General features: G+C 69.5%; 19 protein-coding genes and 1 pseudogene. 4 read left to right on the top strand and 16 right to left on the bottom strand.

Annotated features, from left to right (window positions below; all coding sequences use genetic code 11):
- Positions 1-2 precede the first annotated feature (2 nt).
- The gene (locus tag VM938_12080; GenBank protein ID HVF75780.1) at positions 3-215 is read right to left on the bottom strand and encodes a hypothetical protein; all 213 of its coding nucleotides are present in this window, start codon (positions 213-215) and stop codon (positions 3-5) included.
- Complete coding sequence (locus VM938_12085; GenBank protein ID HVF75781.1) at positions 212-556, bottom strand: hypothetical protein; 345 nt, start codon at positions 554-556, stop codon at positions 212-214. The genes VM938_12080 and VM938_12085 overlap by 4 nt, the downstream gene beginning before the upstream one ends.
- 196 nt (positions 557-752) lie before the next feature.
- On the opposite strand from VM938_12085, the gene VM938_12090 reads away from it, so the two are divergent.
- From VM938_12090 to VM938_12100, 3 genes are read left to right on the top strand one after another with little or no spacing between them, the layout of a single operon-like run.
- On the top strand, positions 753-2,675 hold the full coding sequence (locus tag VM938_12090) for an ATP-binding protein (GenBank protein ID HVF75782.1): 1,923 nt from the start codon (positions 753-755) through the stop codon (positions 2,673-2,675).
- Positions 2,676-2,692: 17 nt separating this feature from the next.
- A complete protein-coding gene (locus tag VM938_12095; GenBank protein HVF75783.1) occupies positions 2,693-3,463 on the top strand; it encodes an MBL fold metallo-hydrolase in 771 nt (256 codons plus the stop codon).
- A 7-nt stretch (positions 3,464-3,470) separates the two neighbouring features.
- Positions 3,471-4,175 carry a glycerophosphodiester phosphodiesterase gene (locus VM938_12100; GenBank protein HVF75784.1) on the top strand — a complete coding sequence of 235 codons (705 nt, stop codon included), beginning with the start codon at positions 3,471-3,473 and terminating at the stop codon, positions 4,173-4,175.
- On the opposite strand, the gene lepB is transcribed toward VM938_12100, so the two are convergent.
- The 7 genes from lepB to pafA are packed head-to-tail and all read right to left on the bottom strand — an operon-like array spanning position 4,172 to position 10,406.
- Entirely contained in the window at positions 4,172-4,726 is a 555-nt protein-coding gene (gene lepB, locus VM938_12105; GenBank protein HVF75785.1) for a signal peptidase I, read from the bottom strand. The genes VM938_12100 and lepB overlap by 4 nt on opposite strands.
- A 12-nt stretch (positions 4,727-4,738) precedes the next feature.
- Positions 4,739-5,662: a WYL domain-containing protein gene (locus tag VM938_12110; GenBank protein HVF75786.1), complete on the bottom strand. Its 924-nt coding sequence runs from the start codon at positions 5,660-5,662 to the stop codon at positions 4,739-4,741.
- Positions 5,659-6,564, bottom strand: a complete 906-nt coding sequence (locus tag VM938_12115; protein ID HVF75787.1) for a WYL domain-containing protein — start codon at positions 6,562-6,564, stop codon at positions 5,659-5,661. The genes VM938_12110 and VM938_12115 overlap by 4 nt, the downstream gene beginning before the upstream one ends.
- On the bottom strand, positions 6,561-7,472 hold the full coding sequence (locus VM938_12120; protein HVF75788.1) for a DUF3866 family protein: 912 nt from the start codon (positions 7,470-7,472) through the stop codon (positions 6,561-6,563). The genes VM938_12115 and VM938_12120 overlap by 4 nt, the downstream gene beginning before the upstream one ends.
- A complete protein-coding gene (locus VM938_12125) occupies positions 7,472-8,272 on the bottom strand; it encodes a methyltransferase domain-containing protein (protein HVF75789.1) in 801 nt (266 codons plus the stop codon). Before VM938_12125 ends, VM938_12120 begins: the two co-directional genes overlap by 1 nt.
- Positions 8,269-9,051, bottom strand: a complete 783-nt coding sequence (locus tag VM938_12130; GenBank protein HVF75790.1) for a methyltransferase domain-containing protein — start codon at positions 9,049-9,051, stop codon at positions 8,269-8,271. The genes VM938_12125 and VM938_12130 overlap by 4 nt, the downstream gene beginning before the upstream one ends.
- Positions 9,048-10,406 (bottom strand): Pup--protein ligase, encoded by a 1,359-nt coding sequence (pafA, locus tag VM938_12135; protein HVF75791.1) that lies wholly within the window; start codon positions 10,404-10,406, stop codon positions 9,048-9,050. Before pafA ends, VM938_12130 begins: the two co-directional genes overlap by 4 nt.
- A gap of 25 nt (positions 10,407-10,431) precedes the next feature.
- Between pafA and VM938_12140 the strand changes: the two genes are divergently transcribed.
- Complete coding sequence (locus VM938_12140; protein HVF75792.1) at positions 10,432-10,650, top strand: hypothetical protein; 219 nt, start codon at positions 10,432-10,434, stop codon at positions 10,648-10,650.
- Between the two features lies 1 nt (position 10,651).
- Here VM938_12140 and prcA read toward each other — a convergent pair whose 3' ends face one another.
- The 7 genes and pseudogenes from prcA to VM938_12175 form a co-directional block, all read right to left on the bottom strand.
- Positions 10,652-11,335, bottom strand: a complete 684-nt coding sequence (gene prcA, locus VM938_12145; GenBank protein ID HVF75793.1) for a proteasome subunit alpha — start codon at positions 11,333-11,335, stop codon at positions 10,652-10,654.
- 160 nt (positions 11,336-11,495) lie between these two features.
- Positions 11,496-12,296 (bottom strand): proteasome subunit beta, encoded by an 801-nt coding sequence (gene prcB, locus VM938_12150; protein ID HVF75794.1) that lies wholly within the window; start codon positions 12,294-12,296, stop codon positions 11,496-11,498.
- A 14-nt stretch (positions 12,297-12,310) separates the two neighbouring features.
- Complete coding sequence (locus VM938_12155; protein ID HVF75795.1) at positions 12,311-12,637, bottom strand: endonuclease VII domain-containing protein; 327 nt, start codon at positions 12,635-12,637, stop codon at positions 12,311-12,313.
- Between the two features lie 280 nt (positions 12,638-12,917).
- Positions 12,918-13,115, bottom strand: a complete 198-nt coding sequence (locus tag VM938_12160) for a ubiquitin-like protein Pup (protein HVF75796.1) — start codon at positions 13,113-13,115, stop codon at positions 12,918-12,920.
- Between the two features lie 15 nt (positions 13,116-13,130).
- Positions 13,131-14,621: a depupylase/deamidase Dop gene (gene dop / locus VM938_12165; GenBank protein HVF75797.1), complete on the bottom strand. Its 1,491-nt coding sequence runs from the start codon at positions 14,619-14,621 to the stop codon at positions 13,131-13,133.
- A 141-nt stretch (positions 14,622-14,762) separates the two neighbouring features.
- A complete protein-coding gene (locus tag VM938_12170) occupies positions 14,763-15,608 on the bottom strand; it encodes an AAA family ATPase (GenBank protein HVF75798.1) in 846 nt (281 codons plus the stop codon).
- Positions 15,609-15,747: 139 nt separating this feature from the next.
- Positions 15,748-16,032 (bottom strand): annotated as a pseudogene (locus tag VM938_12175) (AAA family ATPase).
- Positions 16,033-16,040: the final 8 nt, after the last annotated feature.

The following is a 16,040-nucleotide window of genomic DNA, read 5'->3' on the forward strand; positions in this document are numbered from 1 at the left end:
CGTCAGCGGCCGGTGCGAGTGCGCATCTCGTCGGCCGCGGCCCGCAGGTGGGCGGCGGCGGAGCGCACCTCGACCAGCGCCGGGCGCAGTTCGCCGAGGCGAACGGTGCTGCGGCGCAGTTCGGCGGCCTCCTGCGCGGCACGGCGGGCGAACGCCGCGATGAGCACGAGGCCGACGGAGGTGATGAGAAGGGGAACGAGCCAGATGGTGGTCACAGTGAATGGTCCTCGCCGGCCAACGTACCCGTCAGCCGCTCGAACCAGTCGTCGCCCTTCAGTTCGAAGTGGAACTCCAGCAGGTCGTCGTAGTTGACGGGGGCACCGGAGTGCTCCTCGTCGAGCTCGGCCGGCATCTGCCACACCGACAGGCGCACGCCGGATGCGACCAGGACGTCGACCACCCGCTGCTCGGCGGGCTTGGCCACCGCCATGCGGCAGGCCGGACAACGGAACGCGTAGGAGCCTTCGTTGGTCGTGGAGCACAACCGCACCTGCACGTCGCGGGTGGTGAGCTCGACATCCCCACACGTGGGGCAACTGGCCTTGATCGTGGCCACCCATGCCTCCTTGGTTCCCTTTGCAGTACCCATCGGCCTTCTCCCTCTGAGACCTTGAGCGAATCGTCCCCCGCTCCCTCTTCGCAGCATGCGCCATCGGAGGCTTCGCGGCTATGGCCCGAATGGGGCATTTTCGGGTGTGTGCGTAACTAGTCCCCATCTCAACCGGCGCCCCCGAAATGCCGATGGGAACAGCGTGCCGGACCCCCAGCATCTCGAGCGGCTGCACTCCGTCCTGCGCGGGCTGGCGGCGGGCGCGGACCCGGCTCGCCTCCTCTCCGACGTGCTCGGGGGCGCCTTGGCGGCCACCGGCGCCCGTGAGGGGCTGGTGCTGCGCGCCGGAGCGGACCGCAGCGCCGTCGTCGCCATCACCGGCGAGGTGTCCGACTTCCTCCGCGAGACGGCACACGCCGCCCTCGTCTCCGACCGCCTCCAGCGCCGCCGCGACGGCGACACCGGCATGGTCGCGGTGGCCGAGCCGTTGCGGGCGGGCGGCCGCATCGTGGGCGCCCTCGCGGTGGCGGGCAACGCCAAGCGGGTCGACGCTGCCGGCCTCCCCCTGTACGGCGATGCCACCACCCTGATCCTCGACCGCCGCGCCCCGTCGGGCTCGGCCGAACTGCCCGAGGTGCTGCACACACTGGCTGCCCTGGGCGCCGAGGTCGACACCTACGCCGTGCTCAGCCGCATCTTCGACGCCTGCCAGCAGCTCTTCGGCGTGGCCTCGGGCTTCTGCGCCCTCTTCCAGGACGGCGCAGTCAAGGTCGGCCACTACCGGGGCATCGACCACGAGCGCCTCCTGCGGGCTTCGCGCCACCCCGAGTTCCGTTCCATGCTGTTGCCCGACGAGTTGCGGGTGGAGCCCGCCAACCACCCCGTGGTGGCCCAGTTGGCCCGCCTCGGCGAAGTCGCCGTCTGCGTGCCCTTGGTGGCCGACGGCCGCAAGATCGGCCACCTCGTGCTGCTCTTCCCCGGCCCGCCCGACCCCGCTCGTGCCGCCGTGCTCTCGGCCTTCGCCGCCCACGCCGCCTCGTGCCTGCGCACCGCCGAGCTGTACCGCCTGGTGGGCGACCACGAGGAGCAGCTCACGTCGATCGTCCACTCCATGCCGAACCCGGTGGTCGTGGTCGACGAAGCGGCCCGCATCGTGGAGGTCAACGGCGCGGCCGGCGAGCTGTTCCGCATGGCGTCGAACTTCGAGTCGGGCCAGCCCGTGGCGGGCCGCCTGGGCAACGAGCTGTTGGAGGCCATGCTGGCCGAAGGGGCCGACGAAGGGGCCGCCGAAGTGGTGCTCGGCATCGAGGAGCAGCGGGTCTACCGGGCCACCGTGCGTCGGGTGCGCTCGGCCTCGGGCCGCACGCTGGGCCGGGTGCTGGTGCTCGACGACCTCACCGGCGAGCGCCAGGTCGACGCCCTCAAGGCCGACTTCGTGGCTGTCATCGGCCACGAGTTGCGCACCCCGCTCACCGTCATGAAGGGCTACCTCCACACCCTCACCAAGCGGTGGGCGACCCTGGCCGACGACAAGCGGGAGACCGCGCTGGGTGCCCTCCAGTCGAACGTGGGCCGCCTCGAACGCCTCATCGAAGACCTGCTGTTCGTCTCGGCGATCGAGCAGCGCCGCTGCCGGGTGGAGCTCGAACTGCACGACCTGGGCGGGCTGTTGGAAGAGCAGGCGGCCAACCACGAACGGGTGGTCGTTCGCCGCCCCCGTCGCCCGGTGGAGCTGGAGCTCGACGCCACCAAGGTGCACCAGGTCGTCCACCACCTGCTCGACAACGCGGTGAAGTACTCGGAAGGCGAAGTCGTCGTCGACCTGGTCGACAAGGGCGAGGTGGTGGAGGTCTCCGTCACCGACACCGGCCCCGGCATCTACTCGGGCGACATCGCCCACCTGTTCGAGCGCTTCCGCCAACTCGACGGCACCACCACCCGGGCCCACGGCGGCGTGGGCATCGGCCTCTACCTGTGCAAGCGCATCATCGAGGCCTTGGGCGGCCGCATCTGGTGCGAGAGCCGCCTCGGCGTGGGCAGCCGCTTCGCCTTCACCCTGCCCAAGGACGCGGCGGCGCCCGAGCCGGTGGGCGGCGCCAACCAGACGGGCATCCGGCTGCCGTAACGGGTAGTGCCGCCGTCATGCACGGCGAGCTCACCTTCATCGGCACGGCCACCGTCCTGTTGCGGGTGGGCGGCTTCACCATCCTCACCGACCCCAACTTCCTGCACGCGGGCGACCGCGTGTACCTGGGGCTGGGGCTGCGATCGAAGCGGCTGACCGAGCCCGCTCTGCAGATCGCCGACCTGCCGCCGTTGGACTTCGTCGTGCTCTCCCACCACCACGGCGACCATTTCGACAGGGTGGCCGCCGCCGAGCTCGACAAGGACGTGCCCATCGTCACCGAGCCCCACGCGGCGCGGAAGCTGCGCAGCCAGGGCTTCCGTCGTCCCATCGAACTGCGTACGTGGGAGTTCTGCGAGTTCACCCGGGGCGAGTCGAGGGTGCGGGTGACGTCGATGCCGGGCAAGCACGCACCGGCGCCGCTCGGCGCCTTGCTGCCGCCGGTCATGGGCTCGATGCTGGAGTTCGACGACGGGTCCCGCCTCTACATCACCGGCGACACCTTGGTCGACGACCGGCTGCACGACATCGCCACCCGTTACCCCGACATCGACCTGTGCGTCATCCACCTGGGCGGCACCCGGGTGGCGGGCATCCTGCTCACCATGGACGCAGCCCTTGGGGTGCGGGCGCTGCAGATCGTGCGACCCCGCACCGCAGTGCCCGTGCACTACAACGACTACCCGGTGTTCAAGTCGCCGCTGGCCGACTTCCAACGGGCGGCCGCCGAGGCGGGCCTGGCCACTGAACTGCACTACGTGGCGCACGGCGACACCTATCGGTTCTGATGAAGCGGTGGACCCGCTGCTCCGTCCCCCGCTCGGCTTCGCCCACCGCGGCGCTCGTGCCCACGCGCCCGAGAACACGCTGGAGGCCTTCCAGTTGGCGCTGCGCTTGGGCGCCTCGGGGCTGGAGAGCGACGTGTGGCTGACGGCCGACGGCGTAACCGTGCTCGACCACGACGGGGTGGCCCGGGGCGGGTTGCGGCGCAAGTCGATCGCCGAGGTCAAGCGTGCCGAGTTGCCCGGCCATATGCCGTCGCTGGCCGAGCTGTTCGAGGAGTGCGGCACCGGCTTCCACCTGTCGCTCGACGTGAAGGACCCGGCGGCCGCTGAGCCTGTGGTGCGCACGGCCGTCGAATGCGGCATGGCGCTCGACCACCTGTGGCTGTGCCACCCCGACTGGGAGCGGGTGGCGTCGTGGCGGGCGTTGGCCGATGACGTGCGCCTGGTCGACTCCACCCGCATGCGCCGTATCAAGGAAGGGGCGGAACGGCGGGCGGCGTCGCTGGCCGACGCGGGCATCGACGCCGTGAACATGCACTACAGCGACTGGACGGGCGGCATGGCCACGCTGTTCCACCGCTTCGGGCGCTACTGCTTCGGCTGGGACGCCCAACACGAGCGGGTGCTCGACGACGTCCTGCGCATGGGCATCGACGCCGTCTACTCCGACCACGTCGACCGCATGGTCGACGCCCTGGCCCGCGCCTCCCGCTAAAGACGGCCGAAGTCGCCGAGGGGCCAGAAGAGGAGGAAGGCGCGGCCCACGATCAGGTCCTGGTCGATGGGGCCGAAGACCCGGCTGTCCTGGGAGTTGCCCCGGTTGTCGCCCATCACCCAGTACTGCCCTTGCTTCAGTGTGGTCTTGGAGAAGTCGGAGATGACGGTGCGCTCGGGCAGGTAGGGCTCGGTCAGCGCCCGGTCGTTCACGAACACCTGGTTGTCGCGCCCCTCGACGGTCTCGCCGGGGAGGCCGATCACCCGCTTGATGAGGTCCTTGTTGAGCGGCCCTTCCACCACGCCGGGCGGGCGCTTGAACACCACGATGTCGCCCCGGCCCGGGTGCGTGCTGCGTTTGGCCACCAGCACCCGGTCGTCGACCTTCAGCGTCGGGTGCATCGACGGCGAGGGGATGTAAAACGGCTGGAACAGCCACGTCTTGACCGCCAGCGCGGCCAGCAGGGCGCCGGCGATGATGGCCACCCACTCCAGGCCGGTGCGCAGTGAGCGCGACCGGCTCGGCGGGGTCTCGTCGGCGAAAGCGGTCACGGTCGGGCCACGCTACCGGTAGCGGGCCAGCACCCGGGTGGCAGCGGCCGCCGCCACGCCCTCGGCCCCTTGGCGCACGGTGGCTCGCGGGCCGAGGCGCAGCAGCAGTCGTTCCAGCCACGCCTGCTCGCTCACCCGCAAGGTGACGGTGTCGCCTTCCACCTTCTCGGCCGGGTACTGCTCGATGACCCAGCGGGCTTCGGGGGCCAGTGCGAGGACCACCACGGGGTCGTCGGGCCGGGGGTGGTAGACGGCGCTGGTCGGGGCGTCGGCGGGCGGGTCGAAGGTCTCGTCGAGCAGGACCGGGTTGCGCATGCGGTCGACCCGGAACATGCGCTCGCCGTCCGCGTCGTGCGACCAGGCGGGCACGTACCACTGCCCGGCTTGGCTGAACACCCGGTAGGGGTCGATGACCCGGCGGGCCCAGCGGTCCTTGCCGTAGGAGTAGTAGTCGACCTCGACGCGGCGACGTTGGGCGGCCGCCTCGCGCAACGTGGCCAGCACGTCGGCCGGTGCCTCCCCCAGCTCGACCTCGACGGCTTCGTCGGGGTCGACGCCGAGCACGGCGGCCAGCTTGTCGAGGCCTCGGGCCAGCGGGCCTTCGGGGTCGGTGCCGGGCTCGCTCAACAGGGCGCTGCCTGCGGCGACCAGGGCCAGGCCCTCGGCCGGGGTCAGGCGCAACGGCCGGGCGAACCATTCGGCGTAGCGGATCCACACCCGTCCCTCGGCCACGTCGACTTCCATGAGCGTGTCGGGCGTGAAGGGGTGGACGCCGCACACGAAGAGCAGGTCGAGGTCGGCCAGCAGCTCGCGTTCGGTGCAGTCGAAGCGGGTGCAGACCTCTTCGACGGTGGGGCCGTCCTGCGACGCCACCCACGGCACCAAGGCCAGCAGCCGCCGCAGGCGCTCGTCGGCCGTCGCTCCCTTGGGGCTCATACGGCTTGCAACCAGGCGATCATGTCGTCGCGCAGGTCGGGCGAGGCGAGGACTTCGGCGTGGTCGAGGAAGCCGAGCACGAACGTGCGGAAGGCGTCGGTGTTGGTGACCCGCAACTCGACGACCACCGAGCCGTCGTCGCCGCGTTCGACCACGGCGTCGGCGCCCACCTTGGCCTCGGCCCACATGGCTTGTTCGACGTCGACCCACACCCGGGCCGTGCGCTCGTCCTCCTCCCCCATCTCCCACGGGTGCACCGGGCGGGTGGCCGGGGTGGACGGGCGTTCGAAGGCCTTGGGCTCGCCCGCCAGCGGCGCCGACTCGAAGCGGTCGAGGCGGAACGAACGCTCGCTCCCCTTGTCGCGGTCGAAGCCCGCCAGGTACCAGAACCCGTTGCGGTAGGCGAGGCGATAGGGGTCGACGGTCCGTTCGCTCCCCCGGTAGGCGAAGCGCACGGTGCGCCGCTCGCTCACCGCGCCGAAAAGGACAGGCAGGTGCTCGTTGCCTTCCAGGGCGGCGGCGGCCACGGCATCGACGTCGGCCGAGCCGCCCAGCTTCCAGATGGCGGCCTGGCTCTCCGAGCCTTCGAGACGCACGGTGGAGGCAGCCAGGTGCAAGGCCGCCAGCTCGTCGGCGGTGAGGTCGGGGTCGGGCAGCTCGTACTGCTCACGGGGGATGCGGTAGCCGTCGCCCAGGGTGGGCTCCTCGGGGTCGAGCACCTCCACGGTGATGGGGATGCCCATGGCCCGCAGCGCTTCCTTGTCGCGTTCGAAGGCGCGACGCGCGGCCTGTTCGTTGTCGTCGTAGCCGGGCACGAGCACGGTGAGCTCGTGGCGCGACAAGGGACGGTCGGCATCGAGCAGGGCGGCCACCAGGTTGATCAGCCGCTCCAGGCGGTTCACGAGGTCGACATTACCGAGCGCGCCGCGGCCACCCCGGCGGCGGCCGCATAGGCGAAGAAGCCGGGGTCGTCGGCCGCGCTGCGGCCCATGGTCGTGGCGGTGATGTCGAGTTCGGGCCCGTCGTCGGGCACGGGCATCAGCGGCGTTGCCTGCACGAGCTCGAGCACCGTGGTGGTGTGGTGGCTCATCCCGCGGTGCCGTTCCCTGGGGTCGGCGTCGCTGTAGCGGGGAGCGAGGATGGCCAGGCCACCCAGGGCGTGCACGAGGTCGACTGTGGCCGCCACGTCCAGGCTGCTGAAGCCGTAGGTGGTGTCGGTGCCCACCACGCCGGGGCCGGGGCCGACCACGACGGCGTCGGCGTCTGTGCCCACCAGCGCCGAGGCCACGTTCACTGCTTCGAGGTCGCCGCCGAAGGCCTGGCCCGCGGTGACCGTCACGTCGAAGAGGCCGTCGGCCACCAGGTCGGAGAGGGCCAAGGGCAACGCCGCGGTGTCGGTCATGACGTAGGCCAGGCGCTTGCCCGGCGCGCCGTGGCGAAAGGCTGCGGCCACCGCGGCCAGTTGGCTGTGCAGGAAGCAGGCCACCACCGGCTTGCCGTCGAGTGACCCCTCGCCCTCGACCACAGCCACGTCGGCCTGGAGGCTGGTGTAGCGCAGCTTGAGGATGTGGCCCGCGCCGGGGTTGTCCCATTCCCGCCGCGACAGGTTCCAGTGCACGACGTCCCAGCCGCCCGTGCCGAGGCCCAGGTCGACGGCGGTGGCGTTCACGACCACCTCATCGCCCACCGCGACGGGGCCCAGGAGCTCGGTGAGCACGTAGGCGCGCCTGCCGTTGTCGAGGGCGATCCGTTGCAGCCCTGGCCGTTCGAGGAGGAGCTCGGCGACGCTCGCCGTGGTGAAGCGCGGCACTAGGGGCGGCGGGCGATCACCGTGTACATGGGCCCGAACAGCGTGTTGACCTCGCCTGCCGCGTCGGCCCGCTGGAAGGCGGCCTCCCACCGGGCGATGTCGACATCGGTGGCATGGCCGCCGGCCTTCATGGCCTCGCGGGCCGCCCATGCAGGCGGGCGCAGGCCCGGCAGCAGGGGGATGGCGTCGATGCGGGGGTGGCGGGCCACCACTTCCAGGCCGGCGTCTTCGGCGAAGGCGCCCAGCCGGGGGCCGGCCAAGCGCTCGCAGCCGCGGTCGGCGAGCATCTGCCAGTAGCGGTCCATGAGGTCTTCCAAGTCGGGGTCGAGGTCGCGCTCCGAACGGAAGGCCGAGCCGTCGGAGTCGACGACATAGAGGTGGCCGCCCGGCTTCAGCAGGTCGCGGGCATGGGCCACGATGGCGGCGCAGGCCTCCGGGGGGTTGTGGGCCAGCACATGGCGGATGTTGACCACGTCGGCTTCGCCCTCGGGCAGGCCGGTGGCTGTGGCGTCGCCTTGGCGTACCTCGGCGTTGTCGAGGCCTGCCTCGCTGATCAGTCGGCGCGCCGCCTCCAACGACTCGGCCCCCTGGTCGACGCCGACGATGGTGCCTCCGGGGCCGATGCGCCGGGCCAGTTCGACCAGGACCGCAGCCGGGCCGCAGCCCACGTCGATCACCCGGGCGCCCGGCACGATGCCCGCCTCGGCCCACCAACTGTCTTCGGCGGCCGCTGCGAAGGCGGCCATCATGCGGTAGCGGTTCAGCTCTTCGTCATTGATGCGCAGCGAGTAGTCGGTCATGGTTTCGCCCCCACGATTGTGAACTGCGAAACGTAGACCACGCCGCGCGGGACGCGCTCGGTGAGGGCCTTGTCCCAACGGGCGATGTCGTCCTCGGTGCACACGCCCGCGGCCAGCATCGCTTGGCGGCCTGCCCACGACGGCGGCCGCACGTCGGTGGACAACGGGAAGGCGTCGAAGCGAGCCTGGCGGTGCACCACCTCGAAGCCCGCGTCGCCCGCGTAGCGGCCCAGGTGGGGGCCGACGGCCAGGTCGTTGCCCATCGACTCGATGAAGCGCCAGTAGCGCTCGTCCATGTCGGCGACGTCGGGCTCGATGTCGTACTCGGTGATGTGTGTATCCGCCCACGTCTCGTTGAGGTAGACGTGCCCGCCGGAGCGCAGCAGGTCGGCGGCATGGCGCAGGATCTCGCCGATGCGGGGGCCGTTGTGGAGGAGCACGTGGCGCATGTGCACGATGTCCCACTCCCCCTCCGGCAAGCCGGTGGCCGCCGCATCGCCGGCGCGGATCTCGACGTGGGGGTGGTCGGCGGCGAGGGCGGCGGCCGTCTCCCGTGCTTCCTCCGATTGGTCGACGCCCACCACTCGGCCTTCGGGGCCGACGGCTTCGGCCAGCTGCAGGAGCGGGAGGCCGGGGCCGCAGCCGACATCGACGATGCGGGCCCCGGGGCCGATGCCCGCGGCCTGCCACGACGGCTGTTCGGCGGCGCGGGCGTGGGTGGCCATCATGCGGTAGCGGTTGAGCTCGTGCTCGTTGAGGCGAAGCGTGTAGCCGCTCACAGCGAAGCGATGAGTTTCTCGACCCGCTCGTCGCGGGATTTGAACGGGTCCTTGCACAGCACGGTGCGCTGGGCCTGGTCGTTGAGCTTGAGGTGCACCCAGTCGACGGTGAAGTCGCGGCGGCGTTCCTTGGCCCGGCGGATGAACTCGCCCCGCAGCTTGGCCCGGGTCGTCTGCGGCGGGGTGTCCATGGCCGTCTCGATGGTCTCGTCGTCGCACATGCGCTCGACCATGCCCCGTTCCTGCATGCGGTAGAAGAGGCCGCGGTCGCGTGACACGTCGTGGTACTGCAGGTCCATGAGGGCGACCTTGGGATGCGTCAGCGGCACGCCGTGGCGCTCGCGGTAGCCCTCGATGAGCCGATGCTTGATGACCCAGTCGCACTCGCGGTCGAGCTTCATGGGGTCGTTCTCCAACTGGGTCAGGCAGTGCTCCCACATTGTGAGGGCTTGTTCCTCGAGGGGGCTGAGGCCCTTCTGGGCGTGGTACTTCTGGGCCCGCTGGAGGTACTCGGCCTGGATCTCCAGAGCGCTGGCCTCGCGGCCGTTGGCCAGCCGCACCCGGCGCTTGCACGTCGTGTCGTGGCTGATTTCGCGGATGGCGCGGATGGGGTTCTCCAACGTCATGTCGCGTAGGACCACGCTGGGGTCTTCGAGCATGCGCAGGAGGATGGACGTGGCGCCCACCTTGAGGAAGGTGGCGTACTCGCTCATGTTGGAGTCGCCCACGATGACGTGGAGGCGGCGGAAGCGCTCGGCATCGGCGTGGGGTTCGTCGCGGGTGTTGATGATGGGACGGCTCCGGGTGGTCGCCGAGGAGACGCCTTCCCAGATGTGCTCGGCCCGTTGGCTGATGCAGTACATGGCGCCGCGAGCCGTCTGCAGGACCTTGCCCGCACCCGCGTAGATCTGGCGGGAGACGAAGAACGGGATGAGGACTTCGGCGTAGTGGCCGAAGTCGTCGCGCCGGCTGGTGAGGTAGTTCTCGTGGCAGCCGTAGGAGTTGCCCGCCGAGTCGGTGTTGTTCTTGAACAGGTAGATGACCCCGCGGATGCCTTCTTCCCGCAGGCGCTGCTCGGCGCTGAGCAGGAGGTGTTCGAGGATGCGCTCGCCTGCCTTGTCGTGCACGACGAGGTCGAGGATGGAGTCGCACTCGGGGGTGGCGTACTCGGGGTGGCTGCCCACGTCGAGGTAGAGGCGGGCGCCGTTTTCGAGGAACACGTTGCTGCTGCGTCCCCAGCTCACGACACGGCGGAAGAGGTACCGGGCCACCTCGTCGGGGCTCAGGCGGCGCTGGCCTCGAAGCGTGCAGGTGACGCCGTACTCGTTTTCGAGGCCGAAGATGCGTCGATCCATTTGGCCCCACGGTACCGTTCACTGCATGGAGAGGAGCCCGATGGTGCACCTCACCACCGTGCCGAGCGCATTTGCCGCTCGCGTGGTGGCCGCCCGGCTGGGCGCCGACGGCATCATGGCGGAGTTGCGGGGCGCCGCCCTCGACAGCGTCTACCCCCTGCCGGGACACGTCGACGTGTACGTGTCGGTCGACGATTTCGAGTTGGCGCGGGACCTGCTGTCGGCCGACGAAGCCGAGGCCTGAATCAGCCGAGCAGGGTGGCCAGCTCGTCGTCCTCGACGCGGCGGAAGGACCGGCGGGCGTCCTTGGTGCTGCGTTCCAGCACCGCCACTTCGAGGTCCTTGGGCTCCAACGTGCGTTCTGGGCCGGCCAGCGACTTCACCGCCGCCTGCACCGCGGAGGGCAGGTTCCAGCCCGCTTGGTAGGCGGACTCCATGCGAGCGGTGATGGCGTCGGCCTCGCCGCCGAGCACGGTGAAGCGGTCCTCGTCGAACACGGTGCCGTCGTAGAGGATGTGGAAGAGCTGGTCGTCGTCGGCGTGCGGCGTGACCTCGGCGACGAGGATCTCCACCTCCATGGGCTTCATGTCGTGGGTGAAAATCTGGCCCAGGTGGCGGGCGTAGAGGTTGGCCAGGCTGCGGGCGTCGACGTCTTCCCGGCTGTACTGGTAGCCCTTGACGTCGGCGTGTTGGACGCCTGCCACCCGCAGCTGGTCGAACTCGTTGTACTTGCCGACGCCCGCGAAGGCGATGCGGTCGTAGATCTCGCTCACCTTGTGGAGGGTGTGGCTGGGGTTCTCGGCGGCGATGAGCACGCCGTCGTCGTAGAGGGTGCCGACCAGGGCGCGGCCGCGGGCGATGCCCTTGCGCGCGTAGTCGGCCTTGTCCTTCATGAACTGCTCGGGCGCGACGTAGAACGGCATGCTCATGATGACAGCATCGGCCCGTGGCCGATTCCTTTCTCATTCTCTCTAACTAAGGAGCGCTTCGACACACCGAGGGAGCGAACGGGTGGCGCCGATGGGAAGGGACCCGCCCGGCGGACGCCGGGTGGGAAGGGAGCCCGTCGGTGACAGGACCCGTGAGCGGTCACCTGTTCAACCCCTGTTCGGTCTTGCGGGCAATCAAGGCGGCGAAGCGCTCGGCCACCTCGGCATCCGGCACGCTCTCGTAGCCCCGCTCGGTGATGGTGGCCACCGTGGGGTAGATGCCGCGCACGGCGTCGGGGCCACCGGTGGCGCTGTCTTCGTCGGCCGCCTCGTAGAGGCCTTGCACGGCCAGCTCGATGGCAGTGTTGTGGTCGAGGTTCTCGCGCCACTGCATCTTCACCGCGGTGCGGGCGTCGCGGCCGCCGGAGCCGTCGGCGTGGAAGTCGCTCTCTTCGTAGCGGCCGCCCGTGACGTCGTAGGTGAAGATGCGTCCTTGGCGGCGGCGCAGGTCGTAGCCCGCGAACAGGGGGATGACGGCGAGGCCCTGCATGGCGCTGGGCAGGTTCTGGCGCACCATCTGGGCCAGTTGGTTGGCCTTGCCCTCCAGGCTCAGCGCCGCGCCTTCGACCTTTTCGTAGTGCTCCAGTTGGAGCTGGAAGAGCTTGACCATCTCCAGGGCGAAGCCCGCGGCGCCCGCGATGGCCACGCCGCTGTGGCGGTCGGCCGGGTGCACCTTGTCCATGGCCCGGTGGGCGATGCTGCTGCCTGCGGTGGCCCGCCGGTCGCCCGCCATGACCACGCCGTCGGCGTAGCGCAGGGCGACGATGGTGGTGCCGTGCGTGATGGTGAGGTTGCCGGGGGCGTCGAGGGTGACCTCGGGAAGGCCGAGGCCGAGCTTGGAGAGGAGGCCCACGAAGTTGGGCCCGGGGTCCTCGTCGGGCTTGAAGAGCGGAAGCGTCATGTCGACGCCGGAGGCTAGCGGCTGTGCTCGGCTACCAGTGCTGCCACCCGCTGTGTCGCACGTTGGCGGGCTTCGGGGTCGAACACCACGTAGTCGGCGGCCCGCAGGAGCAGGACGGCGTCGTCTTCGAAGTCGCCCAGGGCGTTGTTGCACCGGAAGCACAACAGGCCCCGCACTCGGCCCGTGCCGTGCTCGTGGTCGACGTGGAGGGAGATGTCGTCACGCGGCGGCCGCTCGCAGATGCCGCACACGCCCTCTTGGGCGGCGAGCATCTCGTCGTATGTCTCCAGCGTGATCCCGAACTTCCGCCGCAGGTGCCCGGCTCGGTCCTTGGCCTTCACCTCCGGCCGTGTGCGCCGCTCCCGCTGATACGCCCGGACACGCTCGGGGTTCGCTTGCTGCCAAGCCTTCGCCCGGGCGATGGCTTGCTCCCGTACTTGTGGATACCGGGCCTTAGCTCGGACTTGGAAGCACCGCTTGCAGTCACCGCGGTAGCCGTCTCGGGCACTGGCCTCTCGGTAAAACTCCGTGAGCGGGAGCTCTTCCCCACATTTCGAGCATCGCTTCATGCTCTGATGGTATCGAACATATGTTCGACGTGTCAACACTTGTACGAAAGGCCTACTGACCGCCCTTTTGTACATAGGACCTCACGAAGTCCTCTGCGTTCTCCTCAAGCACCTCGTCAATTTCGTCCAGGAGATCGTCGAGTTCTTCCTTGAGCTTCTCGCCCTTGTCGGACGTCGCGGGCGCGGCCTCCTCGACGGCCTCGTCCTCGCGGGTGGTGGTCTGCTTCTTCTTCAGCTCTCGTTCTGCCATGACGGTGACTGCCTCCTAGGAGCCCAAACGCTCCAACAACTCGGATGGGCTCGAACATCCCTCCAACAACCTATCGACCATCGCAGCCGTACCTCTGAGCGGTTCCATCATCGGCACCCGGCGCAGGGGGTCGGTACCCAGGTCGAACACCAGCGAGTCCCAGTTGGCCGCGGCGATCGACGACGCCCACTTCTGCAGGCACTTGCCCCGGAAGTAGGCCCGGGTGTCTGTGGGGGGCTCGGTAATGGCGTCGATCACCTCGTCCTCGGTCACCAGCCGCTCCATGGGCAGCCGCCCGAACAGCGACCGCTCGGGCCGCACGTCGTGGTACTGCAGGTCCATGGCCGCCAGCTTGTGGTCGCTCCACGACAACCCGTGGCGCTCGCGGTAGCCCTCGAGCAGCCGGTACTTGGCCACCCAGTCGAGCTGGTTGGCCAACGACATGGGGTCGGACTCCAGGCCGGTGAGCACCTGCTCCCACCGCTCCATCACCATGGCGCCTACCGACTCCCCCACCGACTCCAAGCCGTGGGCGTCGACGTACTTCTGGGCCAGGTTGAAGTACTCCCACTGGACCTGCAGGGCCGTCATGGACGACCCGTCGGCCAGCGCCAGCGGCTTGCGCAGCGACACGTCGTAGGACACCGCCCGCATCGACGCCACCGGCGTGGCCAACGTGAAGTCGCGGGCGCCGAGCCAGTCGTCCTCGATCATCGACAGCACGATGGCGGTGACGCCCACCTTCAGGAACGTCGAGATCTCGGCCAGGTTGGCGTCGCCCGCGATGACGTGGAGCCGCCGGTACTTCTGGGCATCGGCGTGGGGCTCGTCGCGGGTGTTGACGATGGGCCGCTTGAGGGTGGTCTCCAGCCCCACCTCTTCTTCGAAGAAGTCGGCCCGCTGCGTCAGTTGGAAGGGCACCTCGGCGCTCGTAACCGACGTCGACTCGGTGCCCACCTTGCCCGCCCCCGTGTAGATCTGGCGGGTGACGAAGTGGGGCATGACGTGCTGCACGATGCGGCCGAACGGGGCCTGGCGGTCCATGAGGTAGTTCTCATGGGTGCCGTAGGAGTTGCCCTTGCGGTCGGAGTTGTTCTTGTAGACGACGATGCCCTGGCCGTCGGGCAACGCCCGGGCCGCCGCCTCCATCGACCGAGCCAGGATGCGCTCGCCCGCCTTGTCGTAGCGCACGATCTCCAAGGGGTCGGCGCACTCCGGCGTGGAGAACTCGGGATGGGCGTGGTCGACGTAGTAGCGCGCTCCGTTGGTGAGCACGGCATTGACCAGGTGGGTCTCCACCTCGGGTGGCATGGCCCCTTCGCGGGCGAACCCGCGGGCGTCGTTGCCGGGCGACTCGTCCTCGAAGTCCCAGCCGACCTTGCGTTGGAGCTCGTTGACGTAGGCGTTGATGAGGACCGACGACGCGGCGATGGGGTTGGAGTCGCCCGCGCCCCGGAGCACGATTCCGTACTCCGTCTCCAGCCCCAACACCTTCCGAATCGCCACACCTTTGACCCTACCTCCCGGTTCGCACCGTCAAGCGTGGGCGCGGAACCACCGAGCCGGCCGGGTGGCCGGTTTGGGAGGGCCCCGCCCGGCGGCAGCCGGGCGGGAGGGACCCATGCCGGACAGGACCCGGCCCGACCGCTAGAGGTACTGCCCCGTTCCCACGCGCTCGATGGCGCGCCCACCGGTGGTCTCCTTGCCCTCCGACATGAGCACCCGCAGGAAGACGATGCGCTCGCCCTTCTTGCCGGAGATCTTCGCCCAGTCGTCGGGGTTGGTGGAGTTGGGCAGGTCCTCGTGCTCCTTGAACTCCTGGCGGATCGACTCGAGCAGGTCCTGGGTGCGGATGCCCCGCTCCTGTCCCGCGATCTCGCGCTTGATGGCCAGCTTCTTGGCCCGCCGCACGATGTTCTCGATCATGGCCCCGGACGAGAAGTCCTTGAAGTACATGACCTCTTTGTCGCCGTTCTGGTACGTCACCTCGATGAACCGGTTGTCGTCGTCGGTGGCGTACATGTCGGCCACGGTGCGCTCGATCATGGCCTGCACGGCCTTGGCCGGGTCGCCGCCGCCCAACGAGGCGACCTCGCCCGCGTCGAGGGGCAGGTCGGGCTTGAGGTAGCGGGAGAAGATCTGGGTGGCCGCCGCCTCGTCGGGCCGCTCCACCTTGATCTTCACGTCGAGGCGACCGGGGCGCAGGATGGCCGGGTCGATGAGGTCCTCACGGTTGGAGGCACCGATCACGATGTCGTTCTTCAACGTCTCCACGCCGTCGATCTCGGCCAGCAACTGGGGCACGATCGTGGACTCCATGTCGGAGCTGATGCCCGTGCCTCGGGTGCGGAACAGCGAGTCCATCTCGTCGAAGAAGACGATGACGGGCATGCCTTCCTCGGACTTCTCCCGGGCCCGCTGGAACACCAGGCGGATCTGGCGCTCGGTCTCGCCGACGTATTTGTTCAGCAGCTCGGGGCCCTTGATGTTCAGGAAGTAGGACCGGGCCGCCGGGCTGCGGCAAGACGCTCATCGCCAAGGCGGTCGCCAACTCCCTCGCCAAGAAGGTCTCCGAGGTGACCGGGATCAAGGGGGCCAAGAGCTGGGGCACGATCGTCGATTCCATGTCGGAGGAGATACCGGTGCCGCGCGTTCGGAACAGGGAGTCCATCTCGTCGAAGAAGACGATGACGGGCCAACCCTCTTCCGACTTCTCGCGGGCCCGCTGAAACACGAGGCGGATCTGGCGCTCGGTCTCACCGACGTACTTGTTGAGCAGCTCCGGACCCTTGATGTTGATGAAGTAGCTCTTCGCCGCCTTGTCACCGGTGACGACCGCGACCTTCTTCGCCAGTGAGTTGGCCACCGCCTTGGCGATGAGCGTCTTGCCACACCCCGGCGGGCCGTACAGGAGGATGCCCTTCG

It is taken from the genome of Acidimicrobiales bacterium, from assembly GCA_035536915.1.
GTDB lineage: Bacteria > Actinomycetota > Acidimicrobiia > Acidimicrobiales > JAHWLA01 > JAHWLA01.